Raw genomic sequence first — 18,028 nt, forward strand, 5'->3', positions numbered from 1 at the left:
ACTATAATGAGAAATAACGCAATACCAACACAAAAGGGAGATAATGCCATATTCTAAAGAATTAACGGTTTTAAAAAAATCTCAGCTTTTAAGAGAGAAGGTGATTCATCCTCCTCATCTTTTGGATTATGCATCCAATGATTATCTAGGTCTAGCACATCAAAAAGAGCTTCTCCATCGCGCATTCATTAGATTACAAAACTCCCCTCGCCACGCTCCAACATCTTCAATGGCCATCAATGGATATGATTGGATTCATAAAAATTTTGAGGATTTTTTGATTGAGTTTTTTGGGTTTCAATCCTGCACACTTTTTGGCAGCGGTTTTCTAGCCAACCTTGCACTCTTTGACACTCTAGTGCGCAAAAATGATTTAATTTTTATTGATGAGCTATATCATGCAAGTGGACAATATCCAGCCAAACTATTAGGAAAGCAAGCGATCTTCTTTGCTCACAACAACCCATCTGATTTGCTTCAAAAAATCAAAGCCTATCAAACAAAGGGGAGGATTCTGATTGCCATTGAAGGAGTTTATTCCATGGATGGGGATATTGCAAAAGTTGATTTTGCTCATATTGCTCAAGAATATAACGCACTCTTAATCGTCGATGAGGCTCACAGCGGAGGAGTGATTGGAAAAAATCTCAAAGGCTATTTTGATCACTATCAACTCCCTATTTTGCCCAACTACATCAAAATGGGGACTCTAAGCAAAGCTTATGGAAGCTATGGAGCCTATGTTTTGGGACAAAAAAGCATTATTGATTTTTTATTTTCCAAAGCCAAAAGTTCGATTTATACAACGGCTCCAAGTCTTTTTGATATTGCCTTAGCACACGAAAATCTTTTATTTATTCAAGCCCACACTCATACGCTTCATTCCAAACTCAAAGAACAAAGACAGGCACTTTCTTCTCTCTTTCCCATCCCTTTAGAATCCCAAATTGCAATCTTCCCTTTTACAAATCAAGCAAGAATGATTCAAATCGCAGAAGAACTCAAATGCAACGATTTCCTTGTTGGATCCATTAGAAAACCCACCTCAAAAACGCCAAGATTACGCATTAGCCTTAATTTAAAAAACCCATTAATGCAAACTCAAAAATTATGTAAAATACTCCAAAAAATGCTTTAATCTGGATATCTACAATGTTTGCAAAAATCAAAAAACCTCTTTTAATGTGTCTGATCGTGGCTACCCTTATCTTCTCTGCCCTTCTTGTTAGATTATATTTTCAACTGCAAGAAAGCTTAGAAAAAATCATCCATTATCAACCTGAACTTGCAACACAATTTTTTGATCACAAGGGGCGATTGGTTGCAAATGTGTTTGACAAAGAATTGCGATTTTATGCAAACTTTGATGAAATCCCTCCCAGAATGATTGAAGCCCTCCTTGCAGTGGAAGATACTCTTTTTTTTGAACACGGTGGAATCAATTTTGATGCAATCTCAAGAGCAATGATCAAAAATGTTCTTGCAGGAAAATATTTAGAAGGAGGAAGCACCCTTACTCAACAACTTGTTAAAAATATCGCACTCAATCGGGACAAAACACTAACACGTAAGCTCAAAGAAGCAATCCTATCATTCCAAGTCGAACGCGCTCTAACCAAAGAGCAGATTCTAGAACGCTATCTAAATGAAACATTCTTTGGACATGGATATTATGGAGTAAAAGCAGCAGCACAAGGTTACTTCAAAAAACCCTTGCAAGAATTGACGCTCAAAGAAATTGCGATGATTGTAGGTCTTCCTCGTGCCCCAAGCTTCTATGATCCGACACGCAACCTTGAATTTTCCCTCTCTCGTGCAAACAATATTCTTGAGAGAATGAAAACACTAGGTTGGATTTCTGAGAGAGAATATCTTGCAAGTATTGCTGAAGTACCCGAAGTCTATTCTCAAAGCCTCACACAAAATAAAGCGCCCTATGTAATTGATGAGGCACTCAGACAGCTTTCTTATCTTCCCAATCTTAAAGGAGGTGGATATTCAATCAAATTAAACATCGATTTAGACTATCAGCGCATTGCTCAAGATGCATTGGTTGTAGGATATGAAAGAATCATTGATCGCATTCAATCTAGAAAACGCAAAACAGAAAAAAATACACCCAAAGAAGAGGTGCAAGATACAACACTCAATGGTGCAATGGTTGTTACAGAAAATCGCACAGGGAAAATCTTGGCACTCATAGGCGGAATAGATCACAATAAGAGCGCTTTCAATCGTGCAACACAAGCCAAGCGTCAATTTGGCAGTGCAATCAAACCCTTTATCTATCAAGTTGCATTTGATAATGGATACTCTCCAGCAAGTCAAGTCCCAGATATCGCTCGAAGTTTCAATAAAACCTTTGACCAACAATCTAAAAAACAAAACGAACAAGATATTCAAATCACAGAAGAAGTCAGTGAGGGCGAGTATTGGAGACCAAGAAACTATTCAAGAAGCTTTAATGGAGTTGTCACACTCAAAAGTGCTCTTACAAATTCCCTCAATCTAGCCACAATCAATCTAGTTGAATCAATTGGGTTTGAAAGAATTTATGACAATATAGAAAAACTAGGCTTCAACCATATTCCCAAAGATATGTCAATCGTGCTTGGGAGCTTGAGTCTAAGCCCACTTGATGCAGCAAAAGAATACTCGATTTTTTCCAATCAGGGCACGATGATTACACCTTATCTTATTGATTCTGTTCAAGATCGCTTTGGGAAAATTACAACTTTCACAACACAAGAAGAATACATCACATCCAAAGAACAATCTTTTCTTGTTTCCAACATTCTTGAAGAGGCAGTTGCAAAAGGAACAGGAAAAAGAGCAAAAGTAAAAGGGATCGATCTGGCAGGGAAAACAGGTACAACCAATGAAAATGTTGATGCATGGTTTTGCGGATTCTCTCCTGATATTCAAGTGATTGTTTGGTATGGGCGAGATGACAATTCTCCAATTGGAAAATATGAATCTGGCGGAATTGTTGGACCTCCAGCCTTTGCCTACTTTTTCAAAAATCTCCTTAAACTTGAACCTGGCCTCAAAAGAGATTTTGATATTCCAAAAGGTGTTTATAAAAAAAGTATTGGTGGGGAGATTTTTTATTACACAAAAATATCCAACCCCTCCAACTCAAATAAACTTGAATCCATTCAACAAAAACCTATTTTTTAAAAAATCAAAAAGGGGGTTATTGAGTTTGAGGTAAAAAAAAGTTAGAATACTCCCTAAAAAAGGTTGATCAATGAAAATAAAATTACAACATGCTCCCTATGTAGCAAACAAAATCGCTTTTGATCTTTTTAATTCCACTTTCATTGAAGAAAAAGCTTCGATTGAACGCTTGCAAAAAACGATTTTTGATACATTAGAAGCTGATATCAAAACAGAGATCGCCCTAGATGAAAAAGTGCGCATATTGCTTGAAGAAAATCTGGAAGAAATCGAATTTATGAGAGCAGATGAGCGTCAGTTGTTTTGGATGATCAAAAAACAAGTTGCTCAAGACAATGATTTTCCTCTCAATTGGGACGATCGCTATAGCAATTTAGCACATCAAATCCTCAATGCACTCACAGAAAGCAAATTGATTTCTTATTCTCTATCTGATAATGCCATCAAAAATCTGATTTTTAAAGCAATTGATTCATATGTCAAACTCTATGATGAAACAGAAGAAGTCGTTCTTGAAAAACTCAAAAACTATAAACGCAAACTTGTTGCAGGAAGTGATGAATATGAGTTGATTTTCAACAAACTTTATGAAGAAGAATTGAAGAAAAAAGGTTATCTATGAAAAAAGCCTATATTTATTTTGAAAATGGATTTTTGCTAGAGGCACAAAGTTTTGGCGCTGATGGGACAGAGATTGGGGAAGTTGTTTTTAATACTTCAATGAGTGGATATCAAGAAATTATCACTGATCCAAGCTATGCTGGACAATTTGTTACTTTCACAATGCCAGAAATTGGAATTGTTGGAACAAATTCAAAAGACAATGAACGAGAACTCCCTCACTGCAAGGGAATTTTTGTGCGTCAATACCAAAATTTTCCTTCCAATTTCCGCGCTCAAGAAAATCTCTCAAATTTTCTAAAGCAACACAAAATTATGGGGATCTGCAATCTTGACACAAGAGGCATCACATCAATGATTCGAGATGAGGGTTCAATGATGGCTATTGTCTCAACAGAAATTTCAGATCCCAAATCCCTTCAAGCAAAACTCCAAGAATCTTTAAGGATCGAAGAAATCAATTACATTCAACAAGTATCAATACAAAAAGAACAAATCCACACTAAAGGAACTTTCTGCTTCTCACAAATGGATTTTCAAACTCCATGCACAAACAAAACAGTGGTTGCGATTGACTTTGGAGCTAAGGATAATATTCTCAATGAGCTTGCTCAAGCGGGACTGAATGTCATTGTTAAGCCTCACTCATTTGATGCACAAGAGATTATTACTCTCTTTCAAGATCAAAAGATTCATGGAGTTTTTCTTTCTAATGGACCTGGTGATCCAATGATTTTGAAAAACGAAGTCAAAGAGATACAAAAACTCATTCAAGCAAAAATCCCCATTTTTGGAATCTGTTTAGGACATCAACTTCTCTCAATTGCTCACGGCTTCCCCACTCAAAAGCTAAAATTTGGACACCATGGAGGAAATCATCCTGTAAAAAATCTCATCAATGGAAAAGTCGAGATCACAGCTCAAAATCATAACTATTCTGTCACTGAAGAAATTTTACAAGTTGCAGAAGTCACACATCGCAATCTTTTTGATGGAACAATTGAAGGAGTGCGATATAAAGATTCTCCCATTTTTTCAGTCCAATATCATCCAGAAGCAAGCCCAGGACCCAAAGATAGCACAGAATTATTTCAGCGGTTTGCTCAAATGCTCTAAAAACTTTCTTTTATAAGGGATCCCCCTCCCTCACCTCTTTATCCAACCCAAAACATTAATTTTGCAAGCAAGATAATCACCAAAGCAAGACATAAAACAATCGGGTGCATATAGCGTCTTAAGGGATTGGGTTTTTTAAAAATAAAAAACATCGATAAAGAGAACACAACTAGACACAAAATACAAAATGCCAAAATCATCTTAATCCCCAATAAAATTTGCCCTAGATTCTGAAAATATCCATTTTCCCCACCCAAATATTGAGAAACCATCATACCGCCACTCAAAATCAAAACCAAAAAGCTTGGGGGCATCACTCTTGTCTCAATTCTTCCTAAGATTTCCTTGATCCTCTGACTCCACTGAGAGGGAATCTGCCTAAACAAAGGGGTCAAGAAAATTGCTTCTACAAGCAAATACCCCACAAACAAAATTGCACAAAATAAATGAACCACCAAAGCAAAAGGATAAATAACTTCCAATTCTTACTCCTTAATCAAAAAATAAAATCAATCATACACTTCAAAATGATTTAAGATTTTAAAAACCTACAATCAAAGACTACAAAGTGATACACTTCCAATGAGAACTTTTTAAGGATGAGATTGAGGTATATATCTTTACTTTCTTTTGCTGTGCAAGCTCTTTTTTGTCTTGAGGGAAATTCATGGAGTAGCTTAGGGATTACGCAAACAACAAAGCCAGGTGGAGCACAGGTTGGAGACATACAACTTGAAGAGCATAGCACTCTAAATCTTATTACATCCTCAAGCCCAATGGTCAATGAACAATATTTTGATGGGGATTTGACCTCAAAAGATGCCAACCTAAAAATCAATCTCACCATAAGAGAAGCCTCAAAAGAGGGATATACGCCTATTTATTGGAGAAAGCCTGATTTACCAGCAGTTCTTAATGCTTTTATTTGCAAAAACTCACAGCAAAATGAAGGGGCTTGTTCTTTAGATATCGCGATCACTCCTGAAGCGCCCATCCCCATCAATCGCTTATTCAATCTTGAAAAAGGCACACTCACAGTTGATCAAAATGTCACACTTTCCATTGCACCAAAAGGAAAGGTGCGTTCAATTTTTTACTCTGGCACTCAAGGAACTCTTGAGTTTGATGGAAGATTCTTTGTTGATCTAAGAGAACAAGAAGGCACTTTTACAGATCCAAAAATTACAGGAAACCGCAAAGTTGTGATTGAGCATTATGGAGTATCCACCACAGTCAATACTTATCAAAAAAATTTTGATGTCCAAATTTATGGAGATATTATTTCAGCAGGACAAAGACTGCAACTCAACTTTCTCACACCCAATTCAATCTTTGAGGGACATTTTGACATTGGAGATTCTCCCATTTATTTCTCTCAAAATATTATGAGAGTTTCAAATCAAGCACAAACAAAATTTAACCTCACCTTTCTGCAAAGCACCAACCCTGCTCCACAGCGCTTCACCCTCTTACTCAATAACCGATCTAAGTCCTTTCTTCATGCGACTTTTGATCGCACACAATATGCATTACTTGATCTAGATATCTCAAATGCTTCTCTTTATGCCAATCTAGCCTATTCTCAAAATTCACAAGGTAGAGGAGACAAAGATAATGTGCGAATTGCCCTTCACAATCAAGGGACTTGGATTACCAATAACAGCGCCTTTGCTGATGAAATCTTTTTTAATGTTCTTCTACCAGATCAAAGAGGCCCAATCTTTCCCGATCAGCCAAAGCCAGACCCCCTACCACCTTATCCCCCACTTACTCCATCAGGTCATGGTGGCAATATAGATCTACGTTTCTCAGACTTTGAACATACTCCTCGCAATCTTCAACGCATCAATGAAAACAATCGCATTACCCTTACTTCCAAACTCATCTCTGGAGATGGAGGGATTTTCAAACTCTATGGAATCCTCAATACAGGACTTTGGAGCAAAGACAATCAAGGCAATACAATCGCCACAGATCAAATCATTACTCAAAATCTTGAAGGAAAACATTTCATCCAAATCTATTGGGATTCTCAAAACCTAGATGAGAATCTTCTAAAAGAGGATCTTAGCGGACATAGAATTGTTGTCGCCAAACAGCTTACTCCCAATCTTCAAGGAGATTTTATAGGCTCTTCAGCATCAATTGGAATCTATGACTACACAACCCCACTAGAAAGAGAAGAAATCAAAGATGATCAAGGCAATACCACAGGTTTTGAATGGGTGATTGGAAAAATCACAGAGCCCACCCCCTCAAGAGCGACAAAAACTCTTAATGCTATTTTTTCCATTCCTTATAAAACCTTTCTTTCCCAAACCACAACGCTCCATCAACGACTTGGTGATCTAAGAAATTTTAATAACATTGTTGGCCCCTATTTCAAAGCAAACTATTCACTTCTACACGCCAAAGAAACCGTTCTTGCAGAAAATTCTCTGAGTATGTATACAGATATCACCCTAGGCGCAGATTATGGAATCTATCATAATGGCGGGAAGAGCTTCCTTGGTGCATCTTTCAATATCACCCCCTTACAAGACCTCTCGCTCAATCATCGTTTTAGGGGAGATAGCATCGCCTATGGAATCTCAATTTATGGCAGCACGCTATTTGATAATGGAATCTATACAGATATCTTATTCAAGTATGCTTTAGCCAATCATAGCTATGCGCTAAATGCAGAAGATTTTTATACTTCATCCATCCAATTTTCTTCTCAAGCATTCTTAGGTTCATTTGAGCTAGGATATAAATTTCGCCTTCCTATTCCAACGCCAGACTTCGATCACAGCTTTTATTATCTCAAACCTCAACTCAATCTCATTGTAGGCACAATTCTTGGAAATCAAGCACTCAAAATTCAACACTCAGATTCTTTTCCAATCAATATCCATTACAAATACGCTATCCCCGTTCAAACAGGCCTTTCTTTTGATTTTGGAAGACGATTTAATCAAGAACGATTTATGGGCGATTTATTTCTCACCCTTGGAGCTCAATACACTTTCAATGCTGGAAATCCTCTCTATCTCCAAACACCCACAAACCAAGCAATGTTTCAACAAGATGATATTTTCAATCTCAAATTAGGCATTGGGGGGAATATTTTATTATCCTCAGGCATACGCTTTTATTTTGAAACAAGCTCTATCTTTCTAGGACGCATTGCTCCTGTTTTCAATCTCAATGCAGGGATGCGAATCCCTCTAGCTAAGCGACAAAGCAAGCTCCCAATTTCCCAACCAGTCTCGCCACTTATTATCTATGGAGATCGTTTTAGGCATTAAAACTCAACTTGATCATAAACTCAAAGATGATTGAGAGCAAAAAAAAGTTTTTTGAAGCATCTTGATAAGCACCCCCATCAATAAAATCCAAAAGGCTTTTGGTTATTCTCTATCTCAAGATAGATTGACCCCCAAACACCGCACTAATTGGATTTTCTGTTTTGATTCTAAAAACATTCCCGCATCAACAAACACTTCCAAAAGTTTTTGCAAGTCCTCCAAGAGAGGTTTCTTTATATTTAAGATCCATATCTTTTCCAGTCTGATACATGGTGAGAATCACTTCATCTAATCCAACCTTTGGATCACTCTCCCTGCTCATTGCCATTCTTGCTGCACTAATTGCTTTAATTGCTCCAAATGCATTGCGCTCAATACAAGGAATCTGAACAAGTCCAGCAACAGGATCGCAAGTGAGTCCCAAATGATGCTCCATCGCAATCTCTGCAGCAGAACATACTTGAGCTGGAGTTGCTCCCATAATCATTGCCATCGCTCCAGCAGCCATTGAACTTGCAGATCCAATCTCAGCTTGACATCCAGCCTCTGCACCACTAATGGAGGCATTCTTTTTATAAAGTGATCCAATTGCCATAGCTGTCAATAAAAAATCAATAACAACTTTGGAATTAAAGCGTTCTTTAAGCTGTTCTTCCAAATAGAGCAAAACCGCAGGGACAACCGCACAAGCACCATTTGTTGGTGCAGTGACGACCTTCCCACCCGCACCATTCTCCTCAGCAATTGCAATAGCATACAGAGAAACACTATCCACTAATGCAAGAGGATCAGAAGTTGTGCTTGTATGCTTTTTAAATAATTCTGGTGCACGACGCTTTAACTTCAAAGATCCAGGTAAAACACTAGATGTAGGCTCACAACCATTGCGATAAGATTCCTGCATTGCCTTCCATATTTCAAGACAATAAGCCTCAATATCCTCTTGGGTATGAAATTGCTTTTCAAATTCCATAGAAATCTCTGCCACACTCTTTTGATACTTTTCACAAAGCTCTAACAAATCTTTTGCACTTGAAAAATCAATTTGAAGTGTTGAAACATTTTCTTTTTTGGCTGGAGCCTGAAGCTCCTCTTCTGTGGCAATAAAGCCTCCGCCAATTGAATAATATACTTGCTGACAAATAAGCTTTCCATCTTTGCTATAAGCACTCAAACGCATTCCATTTTCATGAAGGGGAAGGAAGTCTTTATAAAAAACAACATCTTCCTCATAAAAAAATGAGATCTCTTTAGATGAGGCAAGTTTGATTTTATGCTCCTGCATCGCAAAATTTAACACTTCCTCTTTTAGCGAAGGTGTGAGTTCCTGAGCTTTTATTCCATTTAGACCAAGAATGCAAGCCAAATCTGTCAAATGCCCCTTGCCCGTCAATGATAAAGACCCATATAACTCAATCTTAACACGCTCAATCACTTCAAGCTGAGGATGGATCAATTCACAAAATAGATTTCCTGCAAGCATAGGGCCAACAGTATGAGAACTAGATGGCCCTACTCCGATTTTAAAAATACTTAAATTGCTCCCCATTCTTCACTCTTTAAAGAAAAAATTTAGCAACGATGCTAGAGATTGCCAAAAGCCCCGTGATCAATACAAATGCATCAAGAGCAGGATTTTTCCATTTCTCCATTGCTTTGACACGATAAATAGCATAAACAGGCATCAAAAACAGAATCGTTGCAATAATTGGACCACCTAAATCTTCAATAAATCCCAAAATACTTGGATTGAGATAAGCAACAACAATCATCGTAACATACATAAAGCAAGTTGTAAAAATATTGATTGCTTTAAGGTTAGGATTTTCATTTCCACCTATTTTAATAGCCTTACGAATAATTCCATTTAACCCCTCTCTTGCTCCAAAATAATGTCCAAAAAATGAACTCAAAATTGCCAAAAATGCAACCAAGGGAGCGCCATAAGAAATAATTGGATTGTCTAACTTATTGGCAAAATATGAAAGAATTGGGATATTTGCTTCTCTTGCAGCCTGAAAATCTTGAGAATCTAGACACAAAATACAACTCACAACAAAAAACATAACAAAAAAGAGCAACATTCCTGAAGTTCTAAATAAGACTTGAGAAGCCTTATAAGGTGCCAAATCTCCATATTCTCTTCTCATTGCAACAGAAAATGTTGAGATTGCTGGAGAATGATTAAAAGAAAAAACAAGCACCGGCAGAGTCAGCCATACAACACTTAGGAAATCTTTTGCACTTGGAACCTCTGAAAGCAACTCAAATTTCCAACTTGGAATCAAATAAACAGAAAAAGCAAGAAGAACAAGGCAAAGTGGATATACCAACGCATTACAAGCCTTTGTGATTAGCTCCTCACTTAAGGTCATCACAAACATCATCGCACTCACCAAAACAACTGCCAAAACTAAACGATTAAAAGGCTCCATCCCCAACTGATTGACAAAAAAACTATCAAAAGTATTTGTAATGCCCACACCATAAGCAAGGCAAATAGGATAAATAGCAAAAAAATACAAAATTGTAATCAGCAAACTTGTTCCGCGACCAAAATGTTCTTCTGCCGCATGTGTGATATCTTTATCTGCAGCAGTTGAGGCGCAAACAAAACGACTAAGACCCCTATGGCTAAGCCAAGTCATTGGAAAAACAAGCAAAGCCATCAAAACAATAGGCCAAAACCCTCCAGTCCCTGCACGAATTGGCAAAAACAAAATTCCTGCTCCCACAGCAGTTCCAAACAAAGACAGCATCCAACGTGTGTCAAAAGTTGTCCAACTTAATTTTTTTTGCATAAAAACTCCTTTTATGGGCATTTTATGTTACCAAAGCACATAAAAGTTGATTCTAATACAAAAACCTAGAGAAAGAGAATTTTTTAATATTTCTTAAATCAGTTCAATTTAATTTTTTACCCAAAAAGAATAAAAATAAAAGCTTATATCGAGAAAATACGCAAACTATCCTAGGTTATATATCAATAAAAGTTTAAAATCACTTTATTTAAGTTTTATTTAAGATTAATAAAGTGTTATTCTAAAAATTTAAAAGCATTTTTTAAGCTTCAAAAAACTTTCTTTTGAGCTCTTCTTTTTCTTCGTATGATAAAAAACTTGCTTCTAATGCATTGAGACTAAACTGCCTCATTTCCTCTTTGGTTGGGTGCAAAGCCTCATAGACTGCTTCAAAATTTGTATTCATATATCCTCCAAAGTATGCAGGATCATCTGAGTTAATCGTCACACAAAGCCCCTTTCTCAAAAGTTCCAAAAGATTATGTTTTGTAAGGTCTGGAGTTACTTTTAGTGCATAATTAGATAATGGACACATTGTCAAAGGTATGCGATGTATTTTTAAAAACTCTACAAGCTCTTCACTCTTATCACACTGAACTCCATGATCAATGCGAGATGCGCCCAACTCAAGGGCCTCTTGAATATATGTATAATCAGCCTCTTCTCCAGCATGTGCGACAAGTAAAAATCCCTCCTCCTTTGCACGCGCAAAAAGTTCCCTAAATTTACTTGGAGGATTTCCTATCTCTGAGCTATCAAGTCCAATAGCAACAATGTCTTTTTTGTAAGGAATAAGCTCTTCTAAAGCCTTGATTCCCTCCTCTTGCGTCAAATGCCTCAAAATACACGCAATCAAAACACTAGAGATTCCTAATTCTTCTTTTGCCTTTTTTAAAGCTTGAGTTATTCCCCCAACAACCCTAGAGATTGGAATACCTCGCATGATATGTGTCTGAGGGTCAAAAAAGATTTCTGAATGTATGACATGATTTTCCTTGCATTGAAGCATATAAGCCCAAGTCAAATCAAAAAAATCTTCTTGTTCACAAAGCACAGAGGCACCTGCATAATATACATCAAGGAAAGATTGAAGATTTTGAAAACGATATGCTCTTTTGATTTCCTCGAGATTTTGGTAAGGAATTGGAATCTGATTTTTCTGACTTAAATGAAGCATCATTTCAGGCTCAAGTGTTCCTTCAATATGCAAATGAAGCTCAATTTTTGGAAGAGTCTCAATAAACTGTTTCATCTTACAACCTCAATAGATAAAAATTTTTGGATTATACAAAGAATTGGTAGAAGACCCTTAAGCTTATGCTAGAATTTTAAGCTTTTTAGACAGGTGTCCGAGTGGTTGAAGGAGCACGCCTGGAACGCGTGTAAGGTGCAAGCCTTCGAGGGTTCGAATCCCTTCCTGTCTGCCAGATCTTTTTTCCCTATCTGCAAATATCATTGATTCAAAAATATTTCTTCAACGATGATTTTTAAATTCAATCAAATTCTTTGTTCCTGCTCTCATTGTCTGCCAAATTCATCTCAATATCAATATTTTTCCAATCTATGCTTTCAAAAAATGCAAACTTAAATCATCTCAAAACCATTCAATCAATATGCAATCAATCACTTTTTTGATTTGAAGTTTATTTATTTCCAAATCATAGACTTCCGACTTTATTTTTATTTAAGGAGAAAAAATGCAAATCAAACCTTTTATATTTACCTCAGTAACTCTTGCAACTTTTCTAAATGCAACCCCTCACACAAACCATCATTCACAAAATGCAAATTGTGATTTCCAAGCAATACAAAAACAAGCCAAAACTCCAAGCGAAGAAGTCAATTCTTTAATGCACGCTCCAATGATGTGTTCTCCATGGATTGAAAGTAAAAACATTGAAGTGGATTTTTTAAGCAATATGATTCCCCATCATCAAGGAGCTATTCTTTCTTCTGAAGCGTTCTTAAAGTATGCACAAAATCCACAATTGATTAAAATCGCCAAAGAAATTATTTCAAGCCAAAAGCAAGAAATTGAACAATTCCAAGAGCTTCTCAAAAAGATTGACCGCAAAGAAAGCCAAAATTATCAGAAATTTGCCCTACAAGCCAAAGCGGATATGCACAAAATGATGCAGGCAATGCATCAAGCCCACCCTTCTGAAAATATTGAAAAAGATTATATGCTTGCAATGATTGCTCATCATCAGGGTGCAATTGATGCTTCAAAACAAGTGCTAGAACACACCCAAAATCAAGAAGTCATTCGATTTGCAAAAGAGATTATCTCCGCCCAAGAAAAAGAAATCCAAGAATTTAAAACCCTCCTCAAACAATAAAAGTGGGGGGGGGGATTAATGCCGTATCATCAACAAGACAACAACAAAAAGCCCCAAAAAAATCCCTATAAAATAAGTATAAATATCAAGAATCTTCCACTCAAGCAAAACAATCAAAAGAGCAATTAGCCCGATATAACTTAGGATTCTTAAAAATGAAAAAGAAATCCCCAAGCCCATCGAAAATTTCTGCACAAAAGTCATTTCTTGATGCGCCTCCTCTACCTCTTGAGCACTTTCTGTCATTTGGGAGCGAATCACTTTGTCCTTCATCGCAACATACAAGCCTAGAAAAACACCAACAAAACTAACCAAACCAGCTCCATAGCTTATCCCCCCAGCCAACCCACGAAGCCAAAATGCCAAAATTCCCCCAACAATAGTCAAGCTAAGAATCGCTTTTTTCATATTCTCTGTATTTTGGATCTTTTTGAAGTTCATCCATTGCTTTTTGTTGTTTTTTGTAGGCAAGATATACATTATAACAAGCCGCACATACTCCCCAAAAAACACCAAGCCACAAAATCCAACCCCAACCCGTTAGTTTTTTAAGTCCTATTCCAATTCCCACACCTATTAGCACAGCAAGTACCATAGAAAGCCCCAAGGAAAGGCCATCGATAGCTGAAACAACCTTTCCATATTTGGGTTCTTGCGTGACTGGATTTTGATTTTTATTTTCTTCACTCATAAACAATTTCCTCCAATGCCTCTCCACATTTTGCAATCGCCCACTCAATCTCCTCTTCATTCATTGTCGCACAAACAAAGCCCGCCTCAAAAGCAGAAGGAGCAAGATATACACCTTTGGCAAGCATTTTTTGGTGAAATTTTGCAAATATTTTCGTATCGCTCGCTTTGGCATCATCAAAGTTTTTCACCTCAATTGGACTAAAAAAGTAACCAAACATACTTCCTCGGACGCAAGTTTGCATTGCGATTCCGTATTTTTGGGCTTCCAACCTAAAGCCATTCATCAACATCAAAGCAAGGTTTTCTAACCTCTTATAAAGATCTTGATCTTGCTTGAGTTTACAAACTGACATCAAGCCCGCACTGACAGCTACAGGATTCCCGCTCAAAGTGCCTGCTTGATACACACTCCCAACAGGAGATAAAAGTTTCATAATCTCATCTTTCCCACCAAAGGCGGCCAATGGCATTCCTCCACCAATCACCTTTCCAAAAGTTACCATATCTGGAATCACATCATAATAGCTTTGTGCTCCCCTTAGAGAGGCTCGAAAGCCACTCATTACTTCATCAAAAATCAAAACTGCCCCAAATTCATCACACATCTCTCTTAAAGCTTTAATAAAACCAATATCCGCAGGAACAAGTCCCATATTTCCCGCAATAGGTTCAATGATCACACACCCCACGCTCCCACTCTCAAAACAACTTCTAAGCGAAGAGATATCATTGTAGCGAGCAACAAGAGTGTGCTTAGAAAAATCTTCAGGCACTCCAGGTGAGCTAGGACTTCCAAAGGTTGCGCATCCACTTCCCGCACTAACAAGCAAGCTATCACTATGTCCGTGATAACATCCATCAAATTTAATAATATCATCCTTTCCACTATAGGCTCTAGCTAAGCGAATAGCACTCATTGTCGCTTCTGTTCCACTGCTAACCAATCTAATCTTTTCCACCCCATCATAAAGTGCAATAATTTCTTTAGCCAAGGTTGTTTCAAGCTCTGTAGGTGCACCAAAACTCATTCCATTGCAAATAGCTTCAATGCTCGCTTGCTTGATTTGAGGATCAACATGTCCAAAAATCAAAGGCCCCCAGCTTTGGACAAAATCAAGATACCGATTCCCATCTACATCATATAGATAGCTCCCCTCTCCTCTTGCGATAAATCTTGGCGTCCCTCCTACATTTCCAAACGCCCTTACAGGGGAATTTACTCCACCTACAATCACTTGTTTTGCTTCATTAAAATCATTCACACTGTGCAAAATATCCATCCTCTCTCCTTGTTTTAGATTAATCTAAGCCTTTGATTTTCCAAAAGAAAAATTTTAGTGCAAAGAGAAGCGATTTTTTCATCATGAGTTGCAAGCACCAATCCAGCACGATATTCTTGTAAAAAATCTAAAATAATCTTCATAACTTGATTTGCTGTTTCTCGATCCAAATTTCCTGTAGGTTCATCAGCAAAAATCATTTGAGGTTTTTTACACAAAATTCTAGCAATAGAAAGTCTTTGTTGTTGTCCTCCACTCAACTCGCCAACTGATTGTTTGAGCGTATGAGCAATCCCTAATTGCTCCAATAAACCCTCATCTATTGGTTGATTTGCCAAAAAAGATGCGATCAATAAATTTTCCTTCGCACTAAATCCCCTAAAGAGATAATGAGCTTGAAAAATAATTCCGACTTTCAAGCGGCGTAATGCAAGCAATTCATCAGATTCTAAAGAATAAATATCTTGCTTTCCCACCAAGTCAACTTGACCTTTTTGAGGAGGAAGAAGTGTAGAGAGATGATTGAGAATGGTTGATTTTCCACTCCCACTCACCCCCAAAATTGCGATAGATTCCCCCATCCCACATTCCAAACTCACCTCCTCATATAAAGGATAATCAAAAGAGTGAGCAAGTCCTGTGGCTTTAAGAAGTTGCATTAGAGTTGCGCCATAACTTCCTGAGCAAAATCTACAACTTCTTTTTCAATCCCCTCGCCTAATTCAAAACGAATATATTCTGTGATTTGGATTTCATCACCAAGCTCTTTACTCATTGATTCTAAAACTTGAGCGATTGTTTTTTTATCATCCATCACATAAAACTGACCCAAAAGCGTCATTCTTTGGTCAATCAAAGTATTATCGGCAATAAAACGCTCCATTTGTCCTGGAAGGATCTTATCCCAAATTGCCTCAGGCTTCCCTTGAGCTTTCAAATCAGCCTTGAGATTTTCTTCTGCTTGAGCTAGAACTTCTGAAGTAAGCTCACTTTGGCTCACATAAGTTGGAATCTTATGAAGAGGTTTTCCTAGTCTTTTTAATTCTTCATTTTCTTTTTCAAGTTCAGCAATCAGGGCAACTTTTTCTTTAGCAATAAAATCTGCATCAATTTGTTTATAGCTCAAATATTGAGGCTTCATTGCTGCTGCATGCATACACAAATTTCTTGCAAGCTCTACAATTTTTTGAGAATTGCTCTGATTTTTAAAACTCATTGCAATGATCACGCCCACTCGCCCATTAGAATGCACATAACCATTGACGATATTATTTCCATCTACTGTGACATTTGCAACGCGTCTTACAACAATATTTTCACCAATCTTAGCAATTTGTCCTTTGAGATAAGCATCAAAAGTTTCACCATCTACACTAGCAGTATTGAGCTCTTCTACACTTTGAATTTTGTGAGATTGCACTAACTCTGTACTTTTTTCTACAAGAGACACAAAGCCATCATTTTTTGCCACAAAGTCTGTTTCGCTATTGATTTCCAACATAACAGCATTTTTGAAATCACTTGCAACTTTTACAGAAATTGCTCCCTCTGCAGCAACGCGATCAGCTTTTTTTGCAGCCTTACTCAATCCCTTTTCTCTTAAAAACTCTACAGCCTTTTCAATATCTCCACCAACCTCAACAAGGGCTTTTTTGCAATCCATCATCCCCGCATCTGTCATCTCTCGAAGCTGTTTAACAAGTTGAGCACTGATTTCCATTACTCTTCTCCTTGCTTTTCAAGTTCAGCAGTGACTTCATCAATCACTTCTTGTTTTTCTTCTTCACTTGCTGGAGCTACCTCTTGGATCTCTCCTTCTTGTCCATTCATTGCACGTCCTTCAGTGATCGCCTCTGCCATTTCTTTGCAGAACAATTGAATCGAACGGATCGCATCATCATTTCCTGGGATTGGATAGTCAATCAAATCTGGATCGCAGTTTGTATCAATAGGAGCAACAACAGGAATCCCAAGACGTCTAGCTTCAGCAACAGCAATCTTTTCTTTCACTGCATCAATCACAAAAATCATATCAGGGGCTTTTTTCATATGACGCACACCACCAAGATATTTATTGAGCTTTTCTTTTTTTCTTGTAAGCATCAATTTTTCTTTTTTTGTCAAAAGATCGATTTGACCGCTTGCTTCCATCTCTTCAATCACTTCAAGCTTTCTTACAGAACGCTTGATGGTACTAAAGTTTGTAAGCATTCCTCCAAGCCAGCGATAATTAACATAAGGAACACCAACGCTTTCTGCATATTCCTTGAGTGTCTCACTTGCTTGTTTTTTTGTCCCAACAAACATAATCGTTTTCCCCTCAGCTGCTGCATCACGAACGATATTGTATGTATAGCGGAAATATCGAATTGTCTTTTGCAAGTCAATGATGTGAATATTTTTTCTCACACCAAAGATAAAACGCTTCATCTTTGGATTCCATCGTCTTGTTTGGTGACCAAAATGTACACCGCACTCCAATAAATCTTTCATTGTAACCATAAGGCTTCTCCTTAAAATGTATTTTGGTTTTTCCTCCACGCTCATTAGTCTTAGCAAATAACCAAGACAACCTTTTGAAGAATTAGCGTGTGTGTATTGCTTTGATTTGTTGTTGGCAAATCAAACAAAATAAGGAAGCGTGGATTTTATCCAAAGTTTTCCCTAAAAACAAGGATCTCTGTGGATAGCTTAGGTTTTATTTTAAA

Annotated in this window: 16 protein-coding genes and 1 tRNA gene; 7 read left to right on the top strand and 10 right to left on the bottom strand. The window is 37.4% G+C overall.

What is annotated here, in order from left to right; genetic code table 11:
• Positions 1-43 precede the first annotated feature (43 nt).
• The 4 genes from LW137_RS01325 to carA all read left to right on the top strand — a co-directional run bounded on the left by LW137_RS01325 (position 44) and on the right by carA (position 4,917).
• Positions 44-1,138: an aminotransferase class I/II-fold pyridoxal phosphate-dependent enzyme gene (locus LW137_RS01325; protein ID WP_233032628.1), complete on the top strand. Its 1,095-nt coding sequence runs from the start codon at positions 44-46 to the stop codon at positions 1,136-1,138.
• A gap of 14 nt (positions 1,139-1,152) precedes the next feature.
• Positions 1,153-3,180 (top strand): penicillin-binding protein 1A, encoded by a 2,028-nt coding sequence (locus LW137_RS01330; protein WP_233032629.1) that lies wholly within the window; start codon positions 1,153-1,155, stop codon positions 3,178-3,180.
• A 70-nt stretch (positions 3,181-3,250) separates the two neighbouring features.
• Positions 3,251-3,802, top strand: coding sequence for a DUF507 family protein (locus LW137_RS01335; RefSeq protein WP_233032630.1), 552 nt, complete (start codon positions 3,251-3,253; stop codon positions 3,800-3,802).
• On the top strand, positions 3,799-4,917 hold the full coding sequence (gene carA / locus LW137_RS01340; RefSeq protein ID WP_233032631.1) for a glutamine-hydrolyzing carbamoyl-phosphate synthase small subunit: 1,119 nt from the start codon (positions 3,799-3,801) through the stop codon (positions 4,915-4,917). The genes LW137_RS01335 and carA overlap by 4 nt, the downstream gene beginning before the upstream one ends.
• A gap of 38 nt (positions 4,918-4,955) precedes the next feature.
• Here carA and LW137_RS01345 read toward each other — a convergent pair whose 3' ends face one another.
• Positions 4,956-5,399 (bottom strand): copper resistance protein CopD, encoded by a 444-nt coding sequence (locus tag LW137_RS01345; protein WP_233032632.1) that lies wholly within the window; start codon positions 5,397-5,399, stop codon positions 4,956-4,958.
• 123 nt (positions 5,400-5,522) lie between these two features.
• Here LW137_RS01345 and LW137_RS01350 point away from each other — a divergent pair, with 123 nt between their 5' ends.
• A complete protein-coding gene (locus LW137_RS01350; protein ID WP_233032633.1) occupies positions 5,523-8,207 on the top strand; it encodes an autotransporter outer membrane beta-barrel domain-containing protein in 2,685 nt (894 codons plus the stop codon).
• 184 nt (positions 8,208-8,391) lie between these two features.
• Here the strand turns inward: LW137_RS01350 and LW137_RS01355 are convergent, their stop codons facing one another.
• The 3 genes from LW137_RS01355 to LW137_RS01365 form a co-directional block, all read right to left on the bottom strand.
• Positions 8,392-9,756, bottom strand: coding sequence for an L-serine ammonia-lyase (locus LW137_RS01355; RefSeq protein ID WP_233032634.1), 1,365 nt, complete (start codon positions 9,754-9,756; stop codon positions 8,392-8,394).
• 10 nt (positions 9,757-9,766) lie between these two features.
• Positions 9,767-11,008 (bottom strand): aromatic amino acid transport family protein, encoded by a 1,242-nt coding sequence (locus LW137_RS01360; protein WP_233032635.1) that lies wholly within the window; start codon positions 11,006-11,008, stop codon positions 9,767-9,769.
• A 262-nt stretch (positions 11,009-11,270) separates the two neighbouring features.
• Positions 11,271-12,260, bottom strand: a complete 990-nt coding sequence (locus tag LW137_RS01365; protein ID WP_233032636.1) for an adenosine deaminase — start codon at positions 12,258-12,260, stop codon at positions 11,271-11,273.
• 87 nt (positions 12,261-12,347) lie between these two features.
• Here LW137_RS01365 and LW137_RS01370 point away from each other — a divergent pair.
• Both LW137_RS01370 and LW137_RS01375 read left to right on the top strand, forming a co-directional pair.
• Positions 12,348-12,435 (top strand) — tRNA-Ser (locus LW137_RS01370).
• A gap of 270 nt (positions 12,436-12,705) precedes the next feature.
• Complete coding sequence (locus LW137_RS01375) at positions 12,706-13,347, top strand: DUF305 domain-containing protein (protein WP_233032637.1); 642 nt, start codon at positions 12,706-12,708, stop codon at positions 13,345-13,347.
• A 15-nt stretch (positions 13,348-13,362) separates the two neighbouring features.
• Here LW137_RS01375 and LW137_RS01380 read toward each other — a convergent pair whose 3' ends face one another.
• From LW137_RS01380 to rpsB, 6 genes are read right to left on the bottom strand one after another with little or no spacing between them, the layout of a single operon-like run.
• Entirely contained in the window at positions 13,363-13,788 is a 426-nt protein-coding gene (locus tag LW137_RS01380; RefSeq protein WP_233032638.1) for a hypothetical protein, read from the bottom strand.
• Positions 13,736-14,038 (bottom strand): AtpZ/AtpI family protein, encoded by a 303-nt coding sequence (locus tag LW137_RS01385; RefSeq protein ID WP_233032639.1) that lies wholly within the window; start codon positions 14,036-14,038, stop codon positions 13,736-13,738. The genes LW137_RS01380 and LW137_RS01385 overlap by 53 nt, the downstream gene beginning before the upstream one ends.
• Complete coding sequence (hemL, locus tag LW137_RS01390) at positions 14,031-15,320, bottom strand: glutamate-1-semialdehyde 2,1-aminomutase (protein ID WP_233032640.1); 1,290 nt, start codon at positions 15,318-15,320, stop codon at positions 14,031-14,033. The genes LW137_RS01385 and hemL overlap by 8 nt, the downstream gene beginning before the upstream one ends.
• Positions 15,321-15,334: 14 nt before the next feature.
• The gene (locus tag LW137_RS01395) at positions 15,335-15,979 is read right to left on the bottom strand and encodes an ABC transporter ATP-binding protein (RefSeq protein WP_233032641.1); all 645 of its coding nucleotides are present in this window, start codon (positions 15,977-15,979) and stop codon (positions 15,335-15,337) included.
• Positions 15,979-17,040 carry a translation elongation factor Ts gene (tsf, locus tag LW137_RS01400; RefSeq protein ID WP_233032642.1) on the bottom strand — a complete coding sequence of 354 codons (1,062 nt, stop codon included), beginning with the start codon at positions 17,038-17,040 and terminating at the stop codon, positions 15,979-15,981. Before tsf ends, LW137_RS01395 begins: the two co-directional genes overlap by 1 nt.
• On the bottom strand, positions 17,040-17,822 hold the full coding sequence (gene rpsB / locus LW137_RS01405) for a 30S ribosomal protein S2 (protein WP_233032643.1): 783 nt from the start codon (positions 17,820-17,822) through the stop codon (positions 17,040-17,042). Before rpsB ends, tsf begins: the two co-directional genes overlap by 1 nt.
• Between the last annotated feature and the right edge of the window lie 206 nt (positions 17,823-18,028).

Source organism: Helicobacter kayseriensis (assembly GCF_021300655.1).
Lineage (GTDB): Bacteria > Campylobacterota > Campylobacteria > Campylobacterales > Helicobacteraceae > Helicobacter_G > Helicobacter_G kayseriensis.

What these genes read in the sequence shown, in the direction of transcription:
- LW137_RS01325 (WP_233032628.1), top strand. Translation starts at nt 44, where the DNA reads ATGCCATATTCTAAAGAATTAACGGTTTTAAAAAAATCTCAGCTTTTA.
- LW137_RS01330 (WP_233032629.1), top strand. Translation starts at nt 1,153, where the DNA reads ATGTTTGCAAAAATCAAAAAACCTCTTTTAATGTGTCTGATCGTGGCT.
- LW137_RS01335 (WP_233032630.1), top strand. Translation starts at nt 3,251, where the DNA reads ATGAAAATAAAATTACAACATGCTCCCTATGTAGCAAACAAAATCGCT.
- carA (WP_233032631.1), top strand. Translation starts at nt 3,799, where the DNA reads ATGAAAAAAGCCTATATTTATTTTGAAAATGGATTTTTGCTAGAGGCA.
- LW137_RS01355 (WP_233032634.1), bottom strand. Translation starts at nt 9,756, where the DNA reads ATGGGGAGCAATTTAAGTATTTTTAAAATCGGAGTAGGGCCATCTAGT.
- LW137_RS01360 (WP_233032635.1), bottom strand. Translation starts at nt 11,008, where the DNA reads ATGCAAAAAAAATTAAGTTGGACAACTTTTGACACACGTTGGATGCTG.
- LW137_RS01365 (WP_233032636.1), bottom strand. Translation starts at nt 12,260, where the DNA reads ATGAAACAGTTTATTGAGACTCTTCCAAAAATTGAGCTTCATTTGCAT.
- LW137_RS01375 (WP_233032637.1), top strand. Translation starts at nt 12,706, where the DNA reads ATGCAAATCAAACCTTTTATATTTACCTCAGTAACTCTTGCAACTTTT.
- LW137_RS01380 (WP_233032638.1), bottom strand. Translation starts at nt 13,788, where the DNA reads ATGAACTTCAAAAAGATCCAAAATACAGAGAATATGAAAAAAGCGATT.
- LW137_RS01385 (WP_233032639.1), bottom strand. Translation starts at nt 14,038, where the DNA reads ATGAGTGAAGAAAATAAAAATCAAAATCCAGTCACGCAAGAACCCAAA.
- hemL (WP_233032640.1), bottom strand. Translation starts at nt 15,320, where the DNA reads ATGGATATTTTGCACAGTGTGAATGATTTTAATGAAGCAAAACAAGTG.
- LW137_RS01395 (WP_233032641.1), bottom strand. Translation starts at nt 15,979, where the DNA reads ATGCAACTTCTTAAAGCCACAGGACTTGCTCACTCTTTTGATTATCCT.
- tsf (WP_233032642.1), bottom strand. Translation starts at nt 17,040, where the DNA reads ATGGAAATCAGTGCTCAACTTGTTAAACAGCTTCGAGAGATGACAGAT.
- rpsB (WP_233032643.1), bottom strand. Translation starts at nt 17,822, where the DNA reads ATGGTTACAATGAAAGATTTATTGGAGTGCGGTGTACATTTTGGTCAC.